We start from the raw sequence: 17,879 nt of genomic DNA, 5'->3' as shown, positions 1-17,879 counted from the left end.
GTCTACTTGACAGGGAATGTATCAGATGAGTCGCTTTTTGAAACTTTGATATTTAATAACTTAATGCTCGATGACCATCTAACGCCCAGTGTCGCTTAAATGTTGCTATACTCATTGAACGTTTTGTCCCAGTCCAAGGATCATTGTAGTAAAGGGTATTGCCATGATAACCAGTTAAGGCAATTGCATGATTAGAGAAATGATCGAACCAGCCCACCCAGGCTACAACTAGGTGAGAGCGAATCAATTTTCTTTTGATTGCTGCGATGCTGCAATTGGTCATGTTAACTGCTGTACCAAGGTAGTGTTGTACAACTGGCTTAACTCCGTTAGGGGCAACCCAGAATCCTAATGGAAACTTACGATAAGGGGAGCCGATAAATCCTTTATTAGGATTAAGACTACGAGGCATTACCTTAGCAGCTTCGTCTTTGGTAATATGTTTACCAGCAAAGTTGATCATCATAGTAACCGCAGTAATTTCACAACCGGTTGGCATTTGTGGACGTTGACAAATAGTTTTGGCATGATTCTTAATACCAGTAATAGTGCCGGATTTATTAATCCAGTAATATGCACGTTTGGTGCTGGTATTCTTGAATCTGCGTTTACCATTTTGGTCAAAGTAACCGTAAACAGTCTTATTTGGAATTCGGCGAACGTCTTTTAACATGACGCCATTCTTATCAAATAAGTACCAGTTTTGAGAAATCTTTTTCATCCCTTTAACTGGTTTACTATCTACCAAATAATAATTCTTACCATTTTGAACGGTCCAGCCATTCTTAGTTTGGTTCTCAGTTTTTTTCTGATTACTTTGATTTTGATCAGTTGTATTGTTTTGCTGAGATTGTTGGTCAGACTGATTATTTTGACTAGTCTGATCAGAATTCTTTTGATCTTGATTTTGTTGAGAATTAATTGAACTAGAATTATCAGTATTATTAGTTGTAGTAGTGGTTACGGTTGAACTTTGATCACTACTATCAGTGGTATCAGCTTTGGCTATTTGACTGTTGGTGAATAGAAATCCAGCACACAATAGGGTGCCAACAAAAATTAATTTATTTCTTTTCATTTTTCACCTTTAGATAAATGGTCTCTTGATACCAGCAATTACGTTTCTTTGACCGTTAACGATTGGCTGAACCATTACACGAGGTGGCCAACTTTCAATAACTCGGTTTCCACCAAGGTAAATAGCAATATGCCAGATAGTATGAGTACCAGGTTGGTAGTAGAATACTAAGTCACCACGACGACGTTGTGAATATGGAACTCTCTTTAAGTGCTTGTCAGCCCAAAGGTTACGTGAATTCCATTCGTTACCTGGATGAGCGTGACCAATTGAACTAGTAGGAATTGGACTAATACCACCAGCGTAAAGACTTTGCATTACAAGACCTGAACAGTCAACACCGTAAGCTGGGCTTGAAGAACAACCTGCAAGCCATGGCTTACCCATATATTTATATGCTTGGTGAATCATAGCTTCAATATGAGCTGAACGACCTTGCCATGCCTGTGCCTTAAGAGGGGCAATATAACTGTCAATGCCATACCATGAACTCTTTGGAAATTCTTGACAGCATTGTAAGTTGCTTGGTTGTAGTAATTTCTACCAGCCCAAGTACCCATACGGTGCATTACTTTCCAAGTCTTAATACCTTCGTAGCCACGGTATAAATTATAACCAACTTTGCCATATGGCTTGATTTGAGTGTAATGAACTTGGTGATATTGCTTAGGATTTTGATAACCTTTAACTGCAGAAATCAATGACTTCTTAGCAGGGATGTATAAACCAGAAGTTGTTTTGACAACTGGAACTTGGTTATCTGATTTTACAATTCCTGTAGTAAGGAAGTGCGTGCCAGCTTTTACGCTATGAGCACCTTTACTTAAAGCAGCATTCTTGTATGCAGTAGTAGCATGCTTTACACGAATGATTTTTGGATTACTGGAGAAATAATCAGCCTTGTTATAGGTGACTTTTTCACTAGTAGTACTGGATGATTGGCTTGTGGTTACGCTAGCTGAATTTGCGTTGTTATCTGCAGCTTGAACGGAAGTTGTACATGCACTAATTCCGAGCAAAGCTGAGACAATAGCTAGAGCCCACTTGTTATGTTTTCTCATAAATATCCTCCCTGAATTTAAAATTCACGTTTTATTTTACTATCTAAATAGGGTAAATACTAGAACTTTTAAACACAAAAACAGGAGATGTATCAAAAATGCATCTCCTGTTTGCTCTCTATAATATTAAAAAACTACCTTTCAGTTACAAAGTCGGTAAGTGGCAAAGCAGTGTCAGAGAGTTTAGTACCACTAAGAGTACTTACAGTCTTGTAAACCTTTTTACCTACTCGATCATAACTGAATCTAGTATAGGTTTTGTTCTTAAGATCAGTATATGAAATTAAGTTAAGTAAATCTCGTAATTGATTAATTTCGGTTGAACTTAACTTCTTAGGATTCTTAACTGTAATCTTCTTACCGTAAAGGTTCTTGACTCTGGTCTGTAAAATCCAACTAGTTAATTTAACTTCGGCTGCAGACAATTTGCGCTTAGAATTAAGCATGGTTTGTGCTTCTTTAACTGAAACATCGTAATTCTTTTGAGTAGAATGTCCAGTTAATTTATAAGCAGCACTTTGCTTAACAGTGTTTGCGTTGTCTACTAAAGTTTGTAATTTATTGAGCTCACTGGTTGTAGCTTGTGTTTCAGCATCGGTTTTAGCTTCTTCTGCAGTGTTGATAACAGCAGGTTTAGTTAAACCAGAGTATTCTTCTACTTCAGATGCTTTTACAAAAGCGTTGCCAATTTCAACATCATCGTCCCGATATGAAGTATTAGGAGCATGAATAGTGTCAAATGATTTATTAGTGGCAACAATATGGTAGAAGAGTTCTGCCTTGTTTTCTTTTGGAACCCAGATGTACATTTGACCATCTACGCCTAATAGTTGGTGTCTAGGGTAAGTGTAACCACTTGGCGTAATGTTTTCACCATTCATGTTGTAGAATTGCAAGTTGTCTTTTGGTGGACGAACGACGTAATTCGTAGTTTCTGAAACATCACTTAACTGGAGTGAAAGCATATGTCTACTGTAAGCATCTTTAGTCCAAATGTAAGTTTTAGTACCTTTAATGCGATAAGCACTAGGCATACTATTTGCTCCAACGTTCATACCGACGCGAGCATCTACAGTATACTTTTGTCCTTTCTTGGCAGTTTTATCAGTGTGAAGAGTAGAGCCGTCTGCTCCTACCATTAGAATAGGCGTGTTTCTCTTGATAGTAACTTGCATTTGGCTAAGTCCAATATTGTAACCGCCAATGGAAGCTACATTAAGAGCTCTAATATATTGGTTTCTGCCAATTTGGAAGTAATCGTTACCCTTAATCTTTACAGTTTTTAATTGATAATTATGATTGCCTTTAGTGAAAACGTAGTTATTAGCGATATCATTTTGAACATACTTGCCAGTAAAACGATAACAAAATTGTTTGCGAAGCAATCTCTTAGTCCGTTTGCCTGAACGAGTGTAAACATATGAATTGAGATTCAAACCTAAGACTTCGCGACCATTTATTTTACTCAAAAAACTAGCGTCAACATAGGCGCCATTGCCAATGTAATAGTAATAAGTCTTCCCAATCTTTCTTGGAGCACCATAATACTTTAATGTAGTTGGCTTGTTGAAAGTAATAAATCGCTTGCCTTTATATGTGGTAAGCATCTTGCCACGTGAGTTAGTTAAAGGCGTGCCACCTGGAACTGTGATTGTATTTCTTTGTTTAGCAGCTGCTTGGACAGTAGGAATGTTTACTTGGCTTACTGTGCTAATTGCTGGAGCTACAGTTAATAGTGCAGCAGAAATGAGCATCATTTTCTTATTAAATTTCATTGTAATCGCCTCATATATGAATATAACAATATCTAATTGAATTATAACATTATTTATAAATTTAGAGTATATTGTGTTTAAGTGAAAAATATTAAAAAATATGTTGACAAGATGAAAATAAGATTATAATATATGATCAAATCAAAACATAAACGACGATGAAAAGATAAGTAGTTAACGTGTACCGCTAAAGAGAGCTGCGTTTGGTGAGATGCAGTACGGGAAGCCTGATGAAAATGGTCTTGGAGTCCTTTGAGTAGTGAGCATAGATGAACTATTCACGGGGGATGCCCGATATAGCATCCGAGTATAATTTCTTTAATAAGAAACGTACTTAGTGAGGGTATTAGTGTGAGCTAATACCGAATAAGGGTGGTAACACGTGATAACGTCCCTAGACAAGCAATTGTCTAAGGGCGTTTTTTTGTTGTTTAAATTGGATAAGAGAGGTAATAAATATGAATAAAACATTAGTACATTATGATATTGTTGGCAGCTTTTTAAGACCTGCAGAATTAAAGAAAGCTAGATCAGAGTTTGCAAAGAATAAAATTTCAAAAAAAGACTTGCAAAAAGTTGAGAATGAAGAAATAAAGAAATTAGTAGAAAAAGAGGAGAAGGCTGGCTTGAAAATCGTCACTGATGGTGAATTTAGGCGAAGTTACTGGCATCTTGATACTTTCTGGGGATTTGATGGAATAAAACACGTTCAGGCTGAGCATGGTTATCAATTTCATGGTTTAGAAACTCGCAAAGACGCGGTCAAAGTAGTTGGTAAAATCAAATACAAACCTGGTCATCCAGATGTAAAGGCCTTTGAATACCTTAAGTCCTTAACTGACGGAAAGGATATTATTCCTCGTCAAAGCATACCTTCACCAGCACAATTTTATTGCGAGTTAATTTGTCGTAATGATGAACTAATCGCAGCTACAGATAAGTTTTATCCAGATCATCGGGAATTGGCTAAAGATGTGTCTAAAGCCTATCACGAATTGATTTTGGATTTATACAATCATGGGGCACGTGATATTAAATTAGATGACTGTACTTGGGGGATTTTAGCAGATGATCAGTTCTGGCCTGCTTTTTCAGAAGGAAACAAGTTAAGCAGGACGGAAATAGCTAGTCTTTACCAGCATATTAATGAAAAGGCACTGGTTGACTTACCAGCAGATTTAAGAATCTCAACTCATATTTGTCGTGGGAATTACAGTTCTCATTGGGCAGCTCAAGGCGGATATACTCCAGTTGCTAAGTATGTATTCAAAGAAAAAGGTGTTGATGCATTTTATCTCGAATTTGATAGTAAGAGAGCTGGCAGTTTTGATCCGATTAAGGAAGTACCTAAAGATAAGGAAATGGTTCTAGGATTAGTGACAAGCAAGAAACCGGAATTAGAAGATCCCAATGAATTAATTGCTCGGGTTAAAGAAGCTAGTCATTTTCATGATTTAGAGAACTTGGCGCTTAGTACTCAGTGTGGTTTTGCTTCTACTGAAGAAGGAAATGAGCTTACTGAAGACGATCAATGGAAGAAGATTGCATTGGTAATTAATACGTCAAAAGAAATCTGGAACTAATTGATTTAAGGAGGATAGAGCCATGAAGCAAAAGTTATGGATTACAATTCAAATTATTTGGGGACTATTAATTTGCCTAGGGCTCTATACTCTGGCAAACTTATAGATAAGGAAAGAATTAATAATAAAGGAGCGAAAATTATGGCTAAAGTAGAAAGTTTTACATTAGATCACACTAAAGTTAAGGCACCTTATGTTCGCCTGATTACTGTTGAAGAAGGACCTAAAGGCGACAAGATTTCTAATTATGATCTTCGTTTAGTTCAACCTAACAAGAATGCCATTCCAACAGGTGGATTACATACGATTGAACACTTATTGGCAAGCTTATTGCGTGATCGTTTAGATGGCGTGATTGATTGTTCACCATTTGGTTGCCGGACTGGCTTTCACTTAATTGTCTGGGGCGAGCATTCAACTACTGAAGTAGCTCAGGCGTTGAAAGGCTCACTTGAAGAAATTCGTGACACGATTACCTGGGATGATGTGCCGGGTACAACCATTAAGACCTGTGGCAATTATCGTGATCATTCGCTTTTTAGCGCTAAACAATGGTGTCGTGATATCCTTGATGAAGGCATTAGTGATGATCCATTTAATCGTCATGTCATCTAGGTTGAGATCTATTTAGCTAGGAGTTCTTCCTAGCTTTTTTCTTGCGAGAAAACATGTTTTTGATATACTGAAAGCGTATACAATTTAGAAAGACGTGAAATTAATGTATAAATTAATAGCCTGTGACCTAGATGAAACTTTGTTAGATGATCATGCTCATGTTTGCCAGCGAAACAAAGATGCAATTGAAGCAGCTACCAAGTTAGGCGTAAAATTCGTGCCTGCAACTGGACGTGGATACAATGCGATTGCGCAAACTTTGGATGAAATCAATCTCAAAGATAAGGCAAATGAATATGTAATTTCCTTTAATGGGGGATGTATCACTGAGAATAAAGGTAATCGCATTATGAAGTTTCAAGGTCTTTCCTGGGATAAAGCTAATGAACTGTATCAATTAGGTCTTAAATATAATGTCTGCATTCACGTTTATACCAAAGATATGCTTTATGTTTATCATGCTGATGAGGAAGAACTTAACTATATTAAACTTCGTCATGCTTATCAGATTATTGATGATCAAGACTTGGATTTCTTAAAGGGACAGGAGATTGCTAAGGTTTTGTATGGTAATCCTGATGTTCCTTATTTAGAAAAGATAGCAAATGAGATTAGTTCTTCAACTAAGGATCTTGATGTGTCTTATTCTTCGAACCGTTACCTTGAATTTAATCATCAAGGCGTTAATAAGGGGGCAGGTTTGATTTGGCTTGCTAATAAGCTAGGCATTAAACTTGAAGAAACGATGGCATTAGGCGATAATTTCAACGATCTCTCTATGATTAAGGCAGCCGGCTTAGGTGTCGGTGTTGCTAATGTTAACCCACAGATGAAGAATGAATGTGATTTTGTAACCAATGCAGATTACAAGGAAGGTGGCGTTGGTGAAGCAATTGAAAAATTCGTTCTAAATAATAAGTAATGAGGTATTTATGAAACTGAATAGAAAAGTACTTACGATCTCAGCTGCAGCTTTAATGATGACTATACCAGTAATTGGTTTAGTTGATGGACAAAATGTTTCAGCAGCATCGCATTCTGTACGTAGGAGCGAAAAGGGTAAATTGCGTCTTAAGCATAATTCTTATGTTTATACTGCAAAGGGTAAACGGACGCATAAGCTTTTACGGAAAGGTAAATTGGTAAAATATATGGGTAAAGTTAAGAAAAATAATGGCGCAAAGAACCTATATTTTTACCAAAATAAAAAGCAAAAATGTCAATTAAAGACTAGTCGTATTAATGGAAAAGACTTTTATCAAATTGGCAAAAATCAATATATTAAGGCAGCTAATGTTGAAGCAATTGATGGTAAGACCTTAATTATTAAGCAGAATAAGGTTGCTAGTGATCAGAGTATTGTGGTTACTAATAAGAACAATGTACCGGTCTATTCATTTGAAGCTGAAGAATCAAAGTCTAGTGAATTAGCTAAAGGTGCGGAATTGCAGGTAAACGGAGCGATCTATCTTTGGAATGATAAAGTACAAAAAACCGATTTGTACTATCATTTGACTAATCGCAAGCATGTCGATGCTGGAGACGTTTTTGTAAAAGCAAGTGATGTTGATTATAAGTCTGGTAAAAAATTAACTCCGATTAATACGGCAGAAGAAGCTGAAAATAATTATAAAATTGCAGTTTCTGAGCTTGATGAGATTACCTTAAAAGATTTGATCAATAAAGAAAATACAGTGAAAGCTTCAACTAAATATAAGAAGGCTAGTTCAGACAAGAAATACAATTACGAACAGGCAGTTAGTGAGGCTAAGACAGCTACAATGGCTAAGGATATTATGTCAGCTGCTCAAGCTAAGTATTTGATCTGGAGTCTCAAGACTTATGAAAGTGAACTTGACGGTTAAGAATTATTGATGAAACAACAAAACAGGGATGCAAATTTTTAATGCATCCCTGTTTTTCTTTCTTAATATCTAATATACTAACAAACCAATGCCTAGGAAGACCAAGCACAGTACGAATTCAATGACTAATAGTTTCCAACACCATTTGAACCACTTGTTAAAGTCGATATTTACCATCATCAGACTCATTAAAATCAAACCTGTTGGAGCAACTAATGAAATAAAGCCGAGGCCCCAGTTATAAGCATCAATAACACTAGCACGGTCGATACCAACAACATTAGCTAATGGTGCCATGATTGGCATGGAAAGAACAGCTAATCCAGATGATGACTGAATGAAGAAGCCCAGTACGATGTAAACGATGAACAAGAACCAGACAAAGATCAATGGGCTCATGCCTGATACTTGTTGACTAAAGAAGTGCATGATCGTATCGCTTGTGTGACTGTCATCCATGACAATTGAAACGGCACGAGCTAGTCCAATGGTTAAAGCAACACCTAGCAAGTCGCTAGCACCATCAACAAAAGCCTGTACTACTTTGTGTTCAGTTAAGCCAGAGAAGATAGCCATTAAATATCCAGCTGTCAGAAAGACAACAGAAATTTCGGTAAAGTACCAACCTTTTTGTTGTACGCCCCAGATCATTACGATAAAGGCTATTGCAAAAATAGTTAACGTAAGTTTTTGCTTCCAAGTGAAGTTAGCTGGCTTATTTAAATCAGATTCATCTAGATACTTTTCTCGATCTTCTTGATATTGGTCATACACGACCGATTTGGATGGATCTTTACGTACTTTTTCTGCATAGTAAATTACATAAATCATACCGACTACCGTACAGATTACCCACATCGTAATTCTTAGTGGTAAGGCACGAGCAAAGTTAACGCCAGCAGTGTTAGAAGCGATAATAGTGGAGAATGGGTTGATCGTCGAGATCATTGTTCCGATACTGGTACCAAGGAAAATTGTTCCTAACACGGTCATCGTGTCATACCCAGCTAGCAGGAAGACAGGAATCAAGATAGGGTACATTGCCATCGTTTCTTCGGCTAAGCCAAATGTGGTACCGCCTAAAGAAATTAAGCCCATTACTAGTACAATTAGTAGTACTTGTTTACCTTTAATTCGTTTTGACAAAGCCTGCATTCCTGAATTGATCGCTCCATTGGCATGAACAACACCGATACAGCCACCTAGGATCAAAACAAAGGCAATAATATCAACACTCTGAGCAATTCCTTGTACCTGAGAAGTAAAGAACTGAACGATCGCTTGCCATAGGTTAGGCTTCTTTAGTTTGATACGCTCATAAGAATTAGGAATAGCGACCGGTTTGTAAATTGTCCCATCCTTAAACTTCTTTGCTGCAATATTGATCTTGTATTTCTTTAAAGTTGCCTGTGTAGCAGGTTCTTTGTAAGTTTTGCCACTAGGCTTGGTAATGATAAAATCTTTATCGCTGGTGTCATAAGCTAATGTAGCGTAGTTACCAGCTGGAATAACGAAAGTAAGCAGTTGAACGAGTAGAAGCACGATGATAATCACAGTATACGCTGTGGGAAACTGGTGCTTCTTTTTCTTTATAGCAGCCATGTTTAAACCTCCTTAAATTGTATAATTAGTAATCTCTAATTCTATTATACAGGAATAGTAGATAATTGTTACCGCTTACAATGAATAATGCAATTATATCGCAAGCAAATAAAACAACAAAAATCCAATTAAATCTTGGAAATTAACCTTGATTTAATTGGATTTTTGTTTTCTTTCTATCGGTTGCGATAAAGCAATCTAACTTTAAAGCCAGCTGTAATTATGCTGACAATAGAGGTAATTGAGGTAACTGTGAGCAAATTCTTGCTGGTTAAACAAATGATATAACCAGCAAATAATATAATGAGCCAAGTTATCAATCTAATAGGCTTTATTTGATTAAATTGTGGTTTATTATAATGAATTGCAATCGTCAAACCAATATAAAATAATAATAGTCCACCATACAAACAAGAAATGGCAAAGAAATAATTAGCATCTTTTTCGCTAATAAATTTAAGTGATACGGTAATTAAACTTAAACCAAACAGAATAAAGTAATGGAGATAGATTAATAAATTGCCAGTCTCACCAGTTCTTTTTTCTTCAATTAGGTGGTCAAATTCAGCAATGTAGGCAAAGAATATGGCAGCTACAATGATAAAGATTAATATAGAGACAACTGAGAAATCTGTAGGATTAAAGTAATCAGCTATTCCAATAATAGTTTCTCCAAATGTAATAATTATTAATAATGTCAACCGTTCAAGCAGATGAGAAAAGATAATTGGATGTTTCTTGGTATATTTTCCAGTTAGGCTAGGCATTAACCAACTAATAATAATTCCAAGCAAAGCAATTATTCTAGCAGCATTAGTATTAGAGAGACCGCCAATTAGTAAAACAATGGTTCTAAATAGCAAAATACCTATAAAAGCTAAAGCAATTTGTTTATCTGCTTCTTTTTCAGTTTTAAAGTAGACAATTAAGTACTGCAGTAGAAGGATAAAGGATAATAAACTAGCAGCTAGGAAAAAGGTGGTCATGTTTTCAAAGCTGGTTTCACCAAAGGAATTAGTCATGTAAAGCAGAATCATCATATCAACGAAGTAAAAAGTAATATCCGTCCAACTAGATTGACCGTATCGATTAGTAAAAACTGATTGGATCATCCAAGAATTGATAAAGACGATAACCACGATTGTAAAAATAATAAATGAAGATGGTGAAATAGTTCCATGGTCCAAATGATGAATTAAACTAGTAGCTTGTGAGATCATGTAGGCAAAGACCAAGTCATAGAATAATTCAATCATTGAGACTCGTTTAGTTAAAGGTTGATTCATGTCTAAGTCCTTTCTTTTTGAATATCAATTCATTATACAATGTAAGAATCAATGCAGAAAAGTAATAATTAGAGATGAGCAAGTGATATTTCAGATTGTTTTTTCTCTGTGCTATATTGAAATTAAAAATTGAAAAGGACTTAAAATAATGAAGAAAATAGATGCTTTCGCCCATATTTTGACACCTAACTATTATCAAAGAATGCTTGAGATAGCTCCTAATATTCCTAAGCAATATTCATTTATCAAGATACCAACTCTAGTTGATTTGAATAAAAGGCTGGAGTTATGGCCTGATCAAAATGTTAAACAGGTTTTATCTTTTGCTAACATCAATGCAGAAGATTATGTCGATGGCGAACAAGCTGTTAAATTGTGTGAAGATGCTAATAGTGAATTGGCAAAGGTTGTTGCCGATCATCCAGATAAATTTGTGGCTGGAGTAGGGATGCTAGCGATGAATAATATTGCTGGCTCGTGTGGTTTGTTGGCAAAGATTGCTCAAAATGAAAATTTAGTTGGTGCTCAGATTTTTACTAGACATTTGGGTAAGAGTATCGCTGATCCTAATTTTGAGCCAGTTTTAGCCAAGGCGGCAGAATTAAATCTGCCTTTATGGCTTCATCCCGTTTTTGATAAACGGAAACCTGACAATAATTTAGTCTTCTCCTGGGAATATGAACTGTCGCAAGCAATGCTGCAGTTGGTGCAGGCAAATATTTTTGAAAAATATCCCAACTTAAAGATTATTGTTCACCATGCTGGAGCGATGGCTCCATTCTTTGCTGGTCGAATTGATCATATTCTAAATGAGAAACAGGCTAACGATTTCAAGAAGTTTTATGTTGATACCGCTATTTTAGGTAATACATCAGCTTTAAAATTGGCAATTAGTTACTATGGCATTGATCATATATTATTTGGCACCGATGCACCATTTGGAGTAATGCCAGCTGGTGCAACCAAAGAAGTTGTTAATGCAATTGCTGGTTTGAATCTAAATGATGATTTGAATAAAATCTATCAAGTAAATTATCAAAAACTAGTTAAATAGATACAAAAAGAATTCAATCCGTTAAGATTGAATTCTTTTCATTTAATTATTTATTTTTCTGCATGTTTACCTCTATGCCAGAATTTTCGAGGTAACATCACCGCAATGATAACGATTAAGATTAAAGGAATAACCACGAATTTAAAAATGTTGGAATTTCTATCCTTGGCTTCCATCTTGGCATTTGCTTTAGCTAGCTTAGCCTTCTTTTTCTTATTAGTCTTTGCAGCTTTTTTAGCCTTTTTCTTTTCGACTTTTTGTTTAGCCTTAGTAATTTGTTTCTTGCTGGTCAAACCAGGAGTCACAGAACCAGGCATATTATTTCTGCGACGCCATTCATCCATTGACATTAATGGATGGTAGTTATTTTGACGATCATAATAACCAGGAGCTACAAATCCTTTAGTGGTGTGGTGATAAGCTTGGTACGCATTACGTGCATCTCGCACTATATTCTGTCGTTTAGTAGTTGGCGTATGGTTAACGCTTGAACTATTCCGCTTACTTTGCGGCAAGTAATAATTGCAAGTGAGATAAGTTACGCCACTTGGATTAGTGGGATCAACACTAATTGCATTACCAGGATTGTCAGCAAGCTGATATTGTCCAATCTTATTAGGGATTTGACCAATATTGAAGTTCTTTCGTTCAGCTTGCCCGTCAACCACTTTAACGGTATCAGCATACAAAGTTTGTAAAACTTGTCCATTGGCTTGATTAACACAACGGATATACAAAGTTTGATACGATACATTATCCTTATTAGTTTCTGACGATTGCACTTGACTAGAGGATTGATCACTCTCGTCGGCGTATGCCGGACTAGTACTCAAGCACAGCATTGCTACTGGCAATACCGCACACATTTTAATAAAAAATTTTTTATGTAACATTTTTTCTGCCTCTGAATATATTAGAGATCACTTTCTACTTAAATTCTAGCTATAAGTTTTGCTGAATACAAGTTAATTATAATTATAGAGCAATAACTAAAAGTCATCATTAGATATGATTTTTAAATATTTCTAAAGCGGTTACAAATATTGTAAAATAAATTCAGCTAAAGGAAATGAGGTCTTAAAAATGAGTTTAACTGTAAATCTTTATTACACTGGTAAAAATGGTGATGCTAGAAAATTCGCTCAAGAAATGGAAGATAGAGGCATCGCTGGTCGAATTCGTGCAGAAGAAGGCAATGAAAAATACAACTACTTTATTCCTATGGACGACCCAGAAACTGTTTTATTAATTGATAGTTGGCGTGATCAGAAGGCACTTGATGCGCATCATGCTTCTCCTATGATGAAAGAACTGGCTGATTTGCGTGAAAAGTATGATTTACATATGAGAGTAGAGCGTTACATTTCTGATGAAAATGGTGTTCCAAAGAGCGATCAGAAATTTATAAGGAAGTAAAAATTGTGGAGTATAAGAATTTAGGTAATACCGATATTAAGGTTTCACCACTAGCTGTGGGATGTATGAGTTTTGGTAAACATACTGCAACTAATCAGTGGTCATTAGATTATGAGCACACAAAAAAAGTGGTACAACGTGCTCTTGAGATGGGACTAAATTTCTTTGATACGGCCAATGTCTATGCAGAAGGTACTAGTGAGGAATATCTAGGCAGGGCCTTGAAGGAAAATAAGATTCCTCGTGATAAAGTAGTCATTGCTTCTAAAGTCTACTTTAATCCGGGAAGATTGAGTTCAGACGCTATTCATCGTGAGATTGACGGAACTTTAGAGCGGTTAGGAACAGATTATTTGGACTTATACATTATTCACCGCTTTGACTACGATACGCCAATTTCTGAGACGATGGAGGCATTGAATGATCTGGTTAAAGTTGGAAAAGTACGAGCAATCGGCGCTTCTGCTATGTATGGCTATCAATTCCATAATATGCAAGTTTTTGCCAAAGAAAATGGTCTGGCACAGTTTCAAGCGATGGAAAATCATTATAATTTGCTTTATCGTGAAGATGAACGAGAATTAATTCCGATCTGTAAGCAGTATAACGTTTCCTTAATGCCTTATAGTCCATTAGCCGGTGGTCACTTGGCTCATACCGGCTGGAGGACAAATTCATTAAGAAGCAAAACTGATCCTGCTTTACGAGGTAAATATGATGATATGGAAAAACAAGATCTACCTATTGTAGATCGAGTTCATGAACTTGCAGAAAAGCATGGAGTTGAAATGTCAGAGATTGCTTTAGCTTGGGAATGGGCTAAGGGTATCACTGCTCCAATCGTTGGTTCAACCAAGGTCAAGCATCTAAAATCTGCTGTTAAGGCTTTAGATGTTAAATTAACACCTGAAGAGGTTGATTACTTAGATGAATTATACACACCACATCCAATTATTGGTGCGATTGATCATAATCCACCAGCAGGTACAGTTATTCTTGATAAGAAATAGTAGATATAGGTAAGGATTATTCAAAATTAGATTGAATAATCCTTATTTTTTATGTTTATAGGCAAAACGCGAACAATTATATATAAAAAATATAATTAATTAACAAATGAGCCACAAATTTTGCAAAAACACTGTAAATGATTAATTCCGTATGGTAAAATCTGATCGTTAACTAATTTGAGAGGGACATTAATAATGAACAACGACATTGAAAAAGTACTATTTACTCAAGATCAACTTAATAAGCGCATGGACGAGATGGCTGTACGTTTAAACAAGAAATATGCTGGTCAAGAACCAATTGTAATTCCTGTTTTGAACGGTGCAATGATCTTTGCCAGTGACATGATTAAGCGATTGAATTTCAAGTTAACGATCGATCCAATGAAGGCTTCTAGTTATGCAGGAACTAGTTCAACTGGTAAGGTTAAAATAGTTCAAGATGTTAAATCTGATGTTAAGGATCGTCCAGTAATTTTTATGGAAGATATTATTGATACTGGTAGAACTTTGAAAGCTTTAAGTGCAGAAATGACTAAACGTGGTGCTAAAAGCGTAGAAGTTATTGCAATGCTTGATAAGCCTGAAACTCGCGTGGTTGATTTCCATGCAGATGATTATGGATTTAAGGCTCCAAACGAATTCTTGGTAGGATATGGTTTAGATTATAACGGACTTTACCGCAATCTTCCTTATGTAGGAGTACTCAAACAACGGGTTTATGCATAATTTTTCATAAAAAGATAAAAATAGCCATGGTTTTGATACTGTGGCTATCTTTTTTATCCTAAACCGGTTACAATAAGGAAAAGATTAATAATTATCAAAACTATATGCGGACCAGATTATTGATTAAAAGGCAATTTTATAATTATTGCATAGTTTTAATAAGTTTTAGCTTATTTTGGCCTTAATAAAAATCGTATAGTATTTAATCTTAATTTATTAAGTCTTTAAAAATTATATTCTTATGATAAAACACCTATACAGAGAGTGATATTGTATATTTATACCTGCTAAAAAGTAGAGTAGCCAGCTCGTATAGAATAGCCAAAATATTGGATTTTAGCTTTCTACAGCCGTTTAGTCGTTGACTTAAGCCGAAAATCTAATATCATATAGTTATGAGATGACTAATAGGGTTATTAAAGAATTGAATATGAGGCAAGTAAAGATGAAGAAAGATGACATTTTAGATTTGAAGATTGATAGCCTATCTCCTGAGGGAGGGGGATTGGCCAAATATGATGACAAAACTGTATTTGTAAGGGATGCTCTTCCAGGTGAAGAAGTAAAAGCTAAGGTTTTATCAATTCACAAGAATACGATTGATACTAAGAGCGTAGATATTATTAAGGCAAATCCAGCTCGTGTTTATGGTTCTGATGAAAAATGGGCTAATGATGGTTATGCTCGTCTAGCCAATTTGAAGTATGATCAACAACTTAAATTTAAAGAAGATAGAATAAAGAAACTATTAAATAAGTATGGCTTTAAGGAAGTTAAAGTTAATAAGATTTTACCAAGTCCATTAACTAAGGGCTACCGTAATGAAATAGTTTTACCTGTACGTGAAGTAAAGGGACAACTTGAAGTTGGCTTCTTTGAACCAAGAACAGGACGTTTTATACCTTTAAATAAATCAATTATTACAAATGAAGCTGTAGTAACTGCTGTTTATGCTGTTCGCGATATTTTACGTAAATTAAAAGTTCCTGCTTATGACCCTAATACAAATAGTGGTTTTATTAGAGATATAGATGTTCGTCGCTCACAAGGCAAAAAAGGTATGATTGTTACTTTAATCACTCATGAAAATGATAGAGTAGATTTGCCTGAGATTGTTGGTTTAATTACTGAAAAATTGCACAATGTCAATGGTGTTGTATTAAACTATAATCCTCATAAGACAGATGAAATTTTCGGCAAGAGTAATATCCCACTTTGGGGTAATGATTATGTTGAAGATGAATTAGATGGCATCCAATTCAAGATTTCTCCAAAGAGTTATTTCCAAGCCAATGGTTCACAATTGAAGCCAATTACTGATTTGGCTTTGAGTTTATTGGATCTAAAAGATACTGATAAACTAATTGATGCATTTTGTGGTGTAGGTACTGTAGGATTGCTGGCTGCTAAGAAGGTAGCTGCAGTACGCGGTATTGATGCTGAAAGAGTATCAATTCAAGATGCAAGAGAAAATGCAGATACTAATAAGATCGACAATGCAACCTACTACAATGGTAGTGTTGAACAAGTATTGTCTCGTTTTGCTAAAAATGATGAGAAGGGTACTGTTATTATGGCTACTCCACCTGCTAAGGGATTGTCTCATGGCTTTGTCGATGCTGCAGCTAAAATGCACCCAAGAAGAATTGTTTATGGTTCAACTAATCCAGATACTATGGTACGTGATTTAGCTTGCTTTAAGAAGAAGGGTTACACTTGTACTGAAATAACCCCAATTGATACTGCACCACAAACTCCAGAAGTTAAATGTTTTGGTGTTTTAGTACCTGAAGATTAATTAAATAAAATATATGATGTCGGAATTTTCATTTGGAAGTTCCGATATTTTTGTTAATTTCATTTGATAAAAGTAACGTCTTTTGGTTACATACAAATTAACTTGTCTGAAAGAACTTACATTAGTTTTGAATAATGTTATAATGATTGTGTTAGATTTATTAAGAAAAGAGATAATAAATAATGAATCAAATTGCTTTTAATCAACAACTTTCAGATAAACTGAATGAAGTGCTTAACCCTACTTTATACTCAACCCCAGGTAAGGGTGAAATTACCGTTGTTGCTAACGAAAAGGATGATTTACGTGAATACCGCATCATCACTGAAGGCAACAAAGTCGTTAAGGTCGAAGATGCTTACGATGCTAAGCATGATGCCGATTACGACAAGATGATGGACTTCTTGAAAGACTATCGTTAAAAACAAAATTTAATATCAATTAAGGTCAGAGCGTAAGCTTTGACCTTTTTTCTTTAAATGCAGTATTTATTACTTATTAGAAGATGAATTTCAAGTTATAATTAAGATATAGATTCAGTCAATATGAATTGAGAGGTTAGAGACATGAATACTAAAGTTCTAAAGTTTAAAGAAGGATCGAAAAGTCTCGAACAAAAGAACGGATTGCCTAAAGCTTTCTTCAACAATCCTAAGTATAAAACAATGAGTATTGACGCTCGTTACCTTTATATGATCTTAGCGTTGAAAATGATGAGTGTGAAAAAAGTTGATGGTGATGGCAATATGTATGTTGTCTACTCAAATAAGGATTTGATGAGCGACATGAATTGCAAAGCTTTTACTGTAGCTAGACTAAAGAAAGAATTAGTCAATCATGATCTTCTTTTGGAAGAGGATATGCCATCAGGACAAAGCGATCGGTTGTACCCGTTACAGATTAAGAATTAGATGAAACACATTAGCTTTTGCTGATGTGTTTTTTCATAAAATTGTGCAAAGCTTTATAACCATAATCAAAAATTAATACGCGTGGTGCTAGTTAAA

At 35.5% G+C, this 17,879-nt stretch carries 16 protein-coding genes and 1 pseudogene; 11 read left to right on the top strand and 6 right to left on the bottom strand.

The features are described from left to right. Nucleotides 1-52 precede the first annotated feature (52 nt). The 3 genes and pseudogenes from FC57_RS11325 to FC57_RS08950 form a co-directional block, all read right to left on the bottom strand. Nucleotides 53-1,078, bottom strand: coding sequence for a C39 family peptidase (locus tag FC57_RS11325; RefSeq protein WP_007125637.1), 1,026 nt, complete (start codon nucleotides 1,076-1,078; stop codon nucleotides 53-55). Nucleotides 1,079-1,087: 9 nt separating this feature from the next. Further along, nucleotides 1,088-2,139: pseudogene (locus FC57_RS08955) on the bottom strand (DUF5776 domain-containing protein). Between the two features lie 134 nt (nucleotides 2,140-2,273). Beyond that, the gene (locus FC57_RS08950; protein ID WP_007125640.1) at nucleotides 2,274-3,914 is read right to left on the bottom strand and encodes an SLAP domain-containing protein; all 1,641 of its coding nucleotides are present in this window, start codon (nucleotides 3,912-3,914) and stop codon (nucleotides 2,274-2,276) included. 458 nt (nucleotides 3,915-4,372) lie between these two features. On the opposite strand from FC57_RS08950, the gene FC57_RS08945 reads away from it, so the two are divergent. The 4 genes from FC57_RS08945 (at nucleotide 4,373) to FC57_RS08930 (ending at nucleotide 7,977) form a co-directional block, all read left to right on the top strand. Continuing rightward, a complete protein-coding gene (locus FC57_RS08945; RefSeq protein WP_007125641.1) occupies nucleotides 4,373-5,497 on the top strand; it encodes a 5-methyltetrahydropteroyltriglutamate--homocysteine S-methyltransferase in 1,125 nt (374 codons plus the stop codon). Between the two features lie 141 nt (nucleotides 5,498-5,638). Further along, nucleotides 5,639-6,112 (top strand): S-ribosylhomocysteine lyase, encoded by a 474-nt coding sequence (locus FC57_RS08940; RefSeq protein WP_040529438.1) that lies wholly within the window; start codon nucleotides 5,639-5,641, stop codon nucleotides 6,110-6,112. 103 nt (nucleotides 6,113-6,215) lie between these two features. Then, the gene (locus tag FC57_RS08935; RefSeq protein WP_007125643.1) at nucleotides 6,216-7,034 is read left to right on the top strand and encodes a Cof-type HAD-IIB family hydrolase; all 819 of its coding nucleotides are present in this window, start codon (nucleotides 6,216-6,218) and stop codon (nucleotides 7,032-7,034) included. A gap of 10 nt (nucleotides 7,035-7,044) precedes the next feature. Then, nucleotides 7,045-7,977 carry an SLAP domain-containing protein gene (locus FC57_RS08930; protein WP_007125644.1) on the top strand — a complete coding sequence of 311 codons (933 nt, stop codon included), beginning with the start codon at nucleotides 7,045-7,047 and terminating at the stop codon, nucleotides 7,975-7,977. Between the two features lie 69 nt (nucleotides 7,978-8,046). Here FC57_RS08930 and FC57_RS08925 read toward each other — a convergent pair whose 3' ends face one another. Together FC57_RS08925 and FC57_RS08920 are read right to left on the bottom strand one after the other, a co-directional pair. After that, the gene (locus FC57_RS08925) at nucleotides 8,047-9,579 is read right to left on the bottom strand and encodes a YfcC family protein (protein ID WP_007125645.1); all 1,533 of its coding nucleotides are present in this window, start codon (nucleotides 9,577-9,579) and stop codon (nucleotides 8,047-8,049) included. Between the two features lie 176 nt (nucleotides 9,580-9,755). Beyond that, the gene (locus tag FC57_RS08920; RefSeq protein WP_007125646.1) at nucleotides 9,756-10,865 is read right to left on the bottom strand and encodes a low temperature requirement protein A; all 1,110 of its coding nucleotides are present in this window, start codon (nucleotides 10,863-10,865) and stop codon (nucleotides 9,756-9,758) included. A gap of 148 nt (nucleotides 10,866-11,013) precedes the next feature. Here FC57_RS08920 and FC57_RS08915 point away from each other — a divergent pair, with 148 nt between their 5' ends. Then, a complete protein-coding gene (locus FC57_RS08915) occupies nucleotides 11,014-11,919 on the top strand; it encodes an amidohydrolase family protein (RefSeq protein ID WP_007125647.1) in 906 nt (301 codons plus the stop codon). Nucleotides 11,920-11,969: 50 nt separating this feature from the next. Here the strand turns inward: FC57_RS08915 and FC57_RS08910 are convergent, their stop codons facing one another. Next, nucleotides 11,970-12,812, bottom strand: a complete 843-nt coding sequence (locus tag FC57_RS08910) for a hypothetical protein (RefSeq protein ID WP_007125648.1) — start codon at nucleotides 12,810-12,812, stop codon at nucleotides 11,970-11,972. 190 nt (nucleotides 12,813-13,002) lie between these two features. Here FC57_RS08910 and FC57_RS08905 point away from each other — a divergent pair, with 190 nt between their 5' ends. The 6 genes from FC57_RS08905 (at nucleotide 13,003) to FC57_RS10740 (ending at nucleotide 17,783) form a co-directional block, all read left to right on the top strand. Then, a complete protein-coding gene (locus FC57_RS08905) occupies nucleotides 13,003-13,335 on the top strand; it encodes a putative quinol monooxygenase (RefSeq protein ID WP_007125649.1) in 333 nt (110 codons plus the stop codon). Between the two features lie 5 nt (nucleotides 13,336-13,340). Next, the gene (locus tag FC57_RS08900; protein WP_007125650.1) at nucleotides 13,341-14,345 is read left to right on the top strand and encodes an aldo/keto reductase; all 1,005 of its coding nucleotides are present in this window, start codon (nucleotides 13,341-13,343) and stop codon (nucleotides 14,343-14,345) included. 195 nt (nucleotides 14,346-14,540) lie between these two features. Beyond that, on the top strand, nucleotides 14,541-15,074 hold the full coding sequence (hpt, locus tag FC57_RS08895; RefSeq protein WP_007125651.1) for a hypoxanthine phosphoribosyltransferase: 534 nt from the start codon (nucleotides 14,541-14,543) through the stop codon (nucleotides 15,072-15,074). A gap of 445 nt (nucleotides 15,075-15,519) precedes the next feature. After that, nucleotides 15,520-16,872 (top strand): 23S rRNA (uracil(1939)-C(5))-methyltransferase RlmD, encoded by a 1,353-nt coding sequence (gene rlmD, locus FC57_RS08890; protein ID WP_040529404.1) that lies wholly within the window; start codon nucleotides 15,520-15,522, stop codon nucleotides 16,870-16,872. 182 nt (nucleotides 16,873-17,054) lie between these two features. Beyond that, complete coding sequence (locus FC57_RS08885; protein ID WP_007125653.1) at nucleotides 17,055-17,294, top strand: hypothetical protein; 240 nt, start codon at nucleotides 17,055-17,057, stop codon at nucleotides 17,292-17,294. Nucleotides 17,295-17,438: 144 nt separating this feature from the next. Next, nucleotides 17,439-17,783: a replication initiator protein A gene (locus FC57_RS10740; protein WP_007125654.1), complete on the top strand. Its 345-nt coding sequence runs from the start codon at nucleotides 17,439-17,441 to the stop codon at nucleotides 17,781-17,783. Nucleotides 17,784-17,879 lie beyond the last annotated feature (96 nt).

It is taken from the genome of Lactobacillus ultunensis DSM 16047 (assembly GCF_001436305.1).
Lineage (GTDB): Bacteria > Bacillota > Bacilli > Lactobacillales > Lactobacillaceae > Lactobacillus > Lactobacillus ultunensis.
This window is presented reverse-complemented; position numbering and strand designations above follow the sequence as displayed.

Excerpts from the sequence above, each read along its gene's own strand:
- FC57_RS11325 (WP_007125637.1), bottom strand. The coding sequence starts at position 1,078 with ATGAAAAGAAATAAATTAATTTTTGTTGGCACCCTATTGTGTGCTGGA.
- FC57_RS08950 (WP_007125640.1), bottom strand. The coding sequence starts at position 3,914 with ATGAAATTTAATAAGAAAATGATGCTCATTTCTGCTGCACTATTAACT.
- FC57_RS08945 (WP_007125641.1), top strand. The coding sequence starts at position 4,373 with ATGAATAAAACATTAGTACATTATGATATTGTTGGCAGCTTTTTAAGA.
- FC57_RS08940 (WP_040529438.1), top strand. The coding sequence starts at position 5,639 with ATGGCTAAAGTAGAAAGTTTTACATTAGATCACACTAAAGTTAAGGCA.
- FC57_RS08935 (WP_007125643.1), top strand. The coding sequence starts at position 6,216 with ATGTATAAATTAATAGCCTGTGACCTAGATGAAACTTTGTTAGATGAT.
- FC57_RS08930 (WP_007125644.1), top strand. The coding sequence starts at position 7,045 with ATGAAACTGAATAGAAAAGTACTTACGATCTCAGCTGCAGCTTTAATG.
- FC57_RS08925 (WP_007125645.1), bottom strand. The coding sequence starts at position 9,579 with ATGGCTGCTATAAAGAAAAAGAAGCACCAGTTTCCCACAGCGTATACT.
- FC57_RS08920 (WP_007125646.1), bottom strand. The coding sequence starts at position 10,865 with ATGAATCAACCTTTAACTAAACGAGTCTCAATGATTGAATTATTCTAT.
- FC57_RS08915 (WP_007125647.1), top strand. The coding sequence starts at position 11,014 with ATGAAGAAAATAGATGCTTTCGCCCATATTTTGACACCTAACTATTAT.
- FC57_RS08910 (WP_007125648.1), bottom strand. The coding sequence starts at position 12,812 with ATGTTACATAAAAAATTTTTTATTAAAATGTGTGCGGTATTGCCAGTA.
- FC57_RS08905 (WP_007125649.1), top strand. The coding sequence starts at position 13,003 with ATGAGTTTAACTGTAAATCTTTATTACACTGGTAAAAATGGTGATGCT.
- hpt (WP_007125651.1), top strand. The coding sequence starts at position 14,541 with ATGAACAACGACATTGAAAAAGTACTATTTACTCAAGATCAACTTAAT.
- rlmD (WP_040529404.1), top strand. The coding sequence starts at position 15,520 with ATGAAGAAAGATGACATTTTAGATTTGAAGATTGATAGCCTATCTCCT.
- FC57_RS08885 (WP_007125653.1), top strand. The coding sequence starts at position 17,055 with ATGAATCAAATTGCTTTTAATCAACAACTTTCAGATAAACTGAATGAA.
- FC57_RS10740 (WP_007125654.1), top strand. The coding sequence starts at position 17,439 with ATGAATACTAAAGTTCTAAAGTTTAAAGAAGGATCGAAAAGTCTCGAA.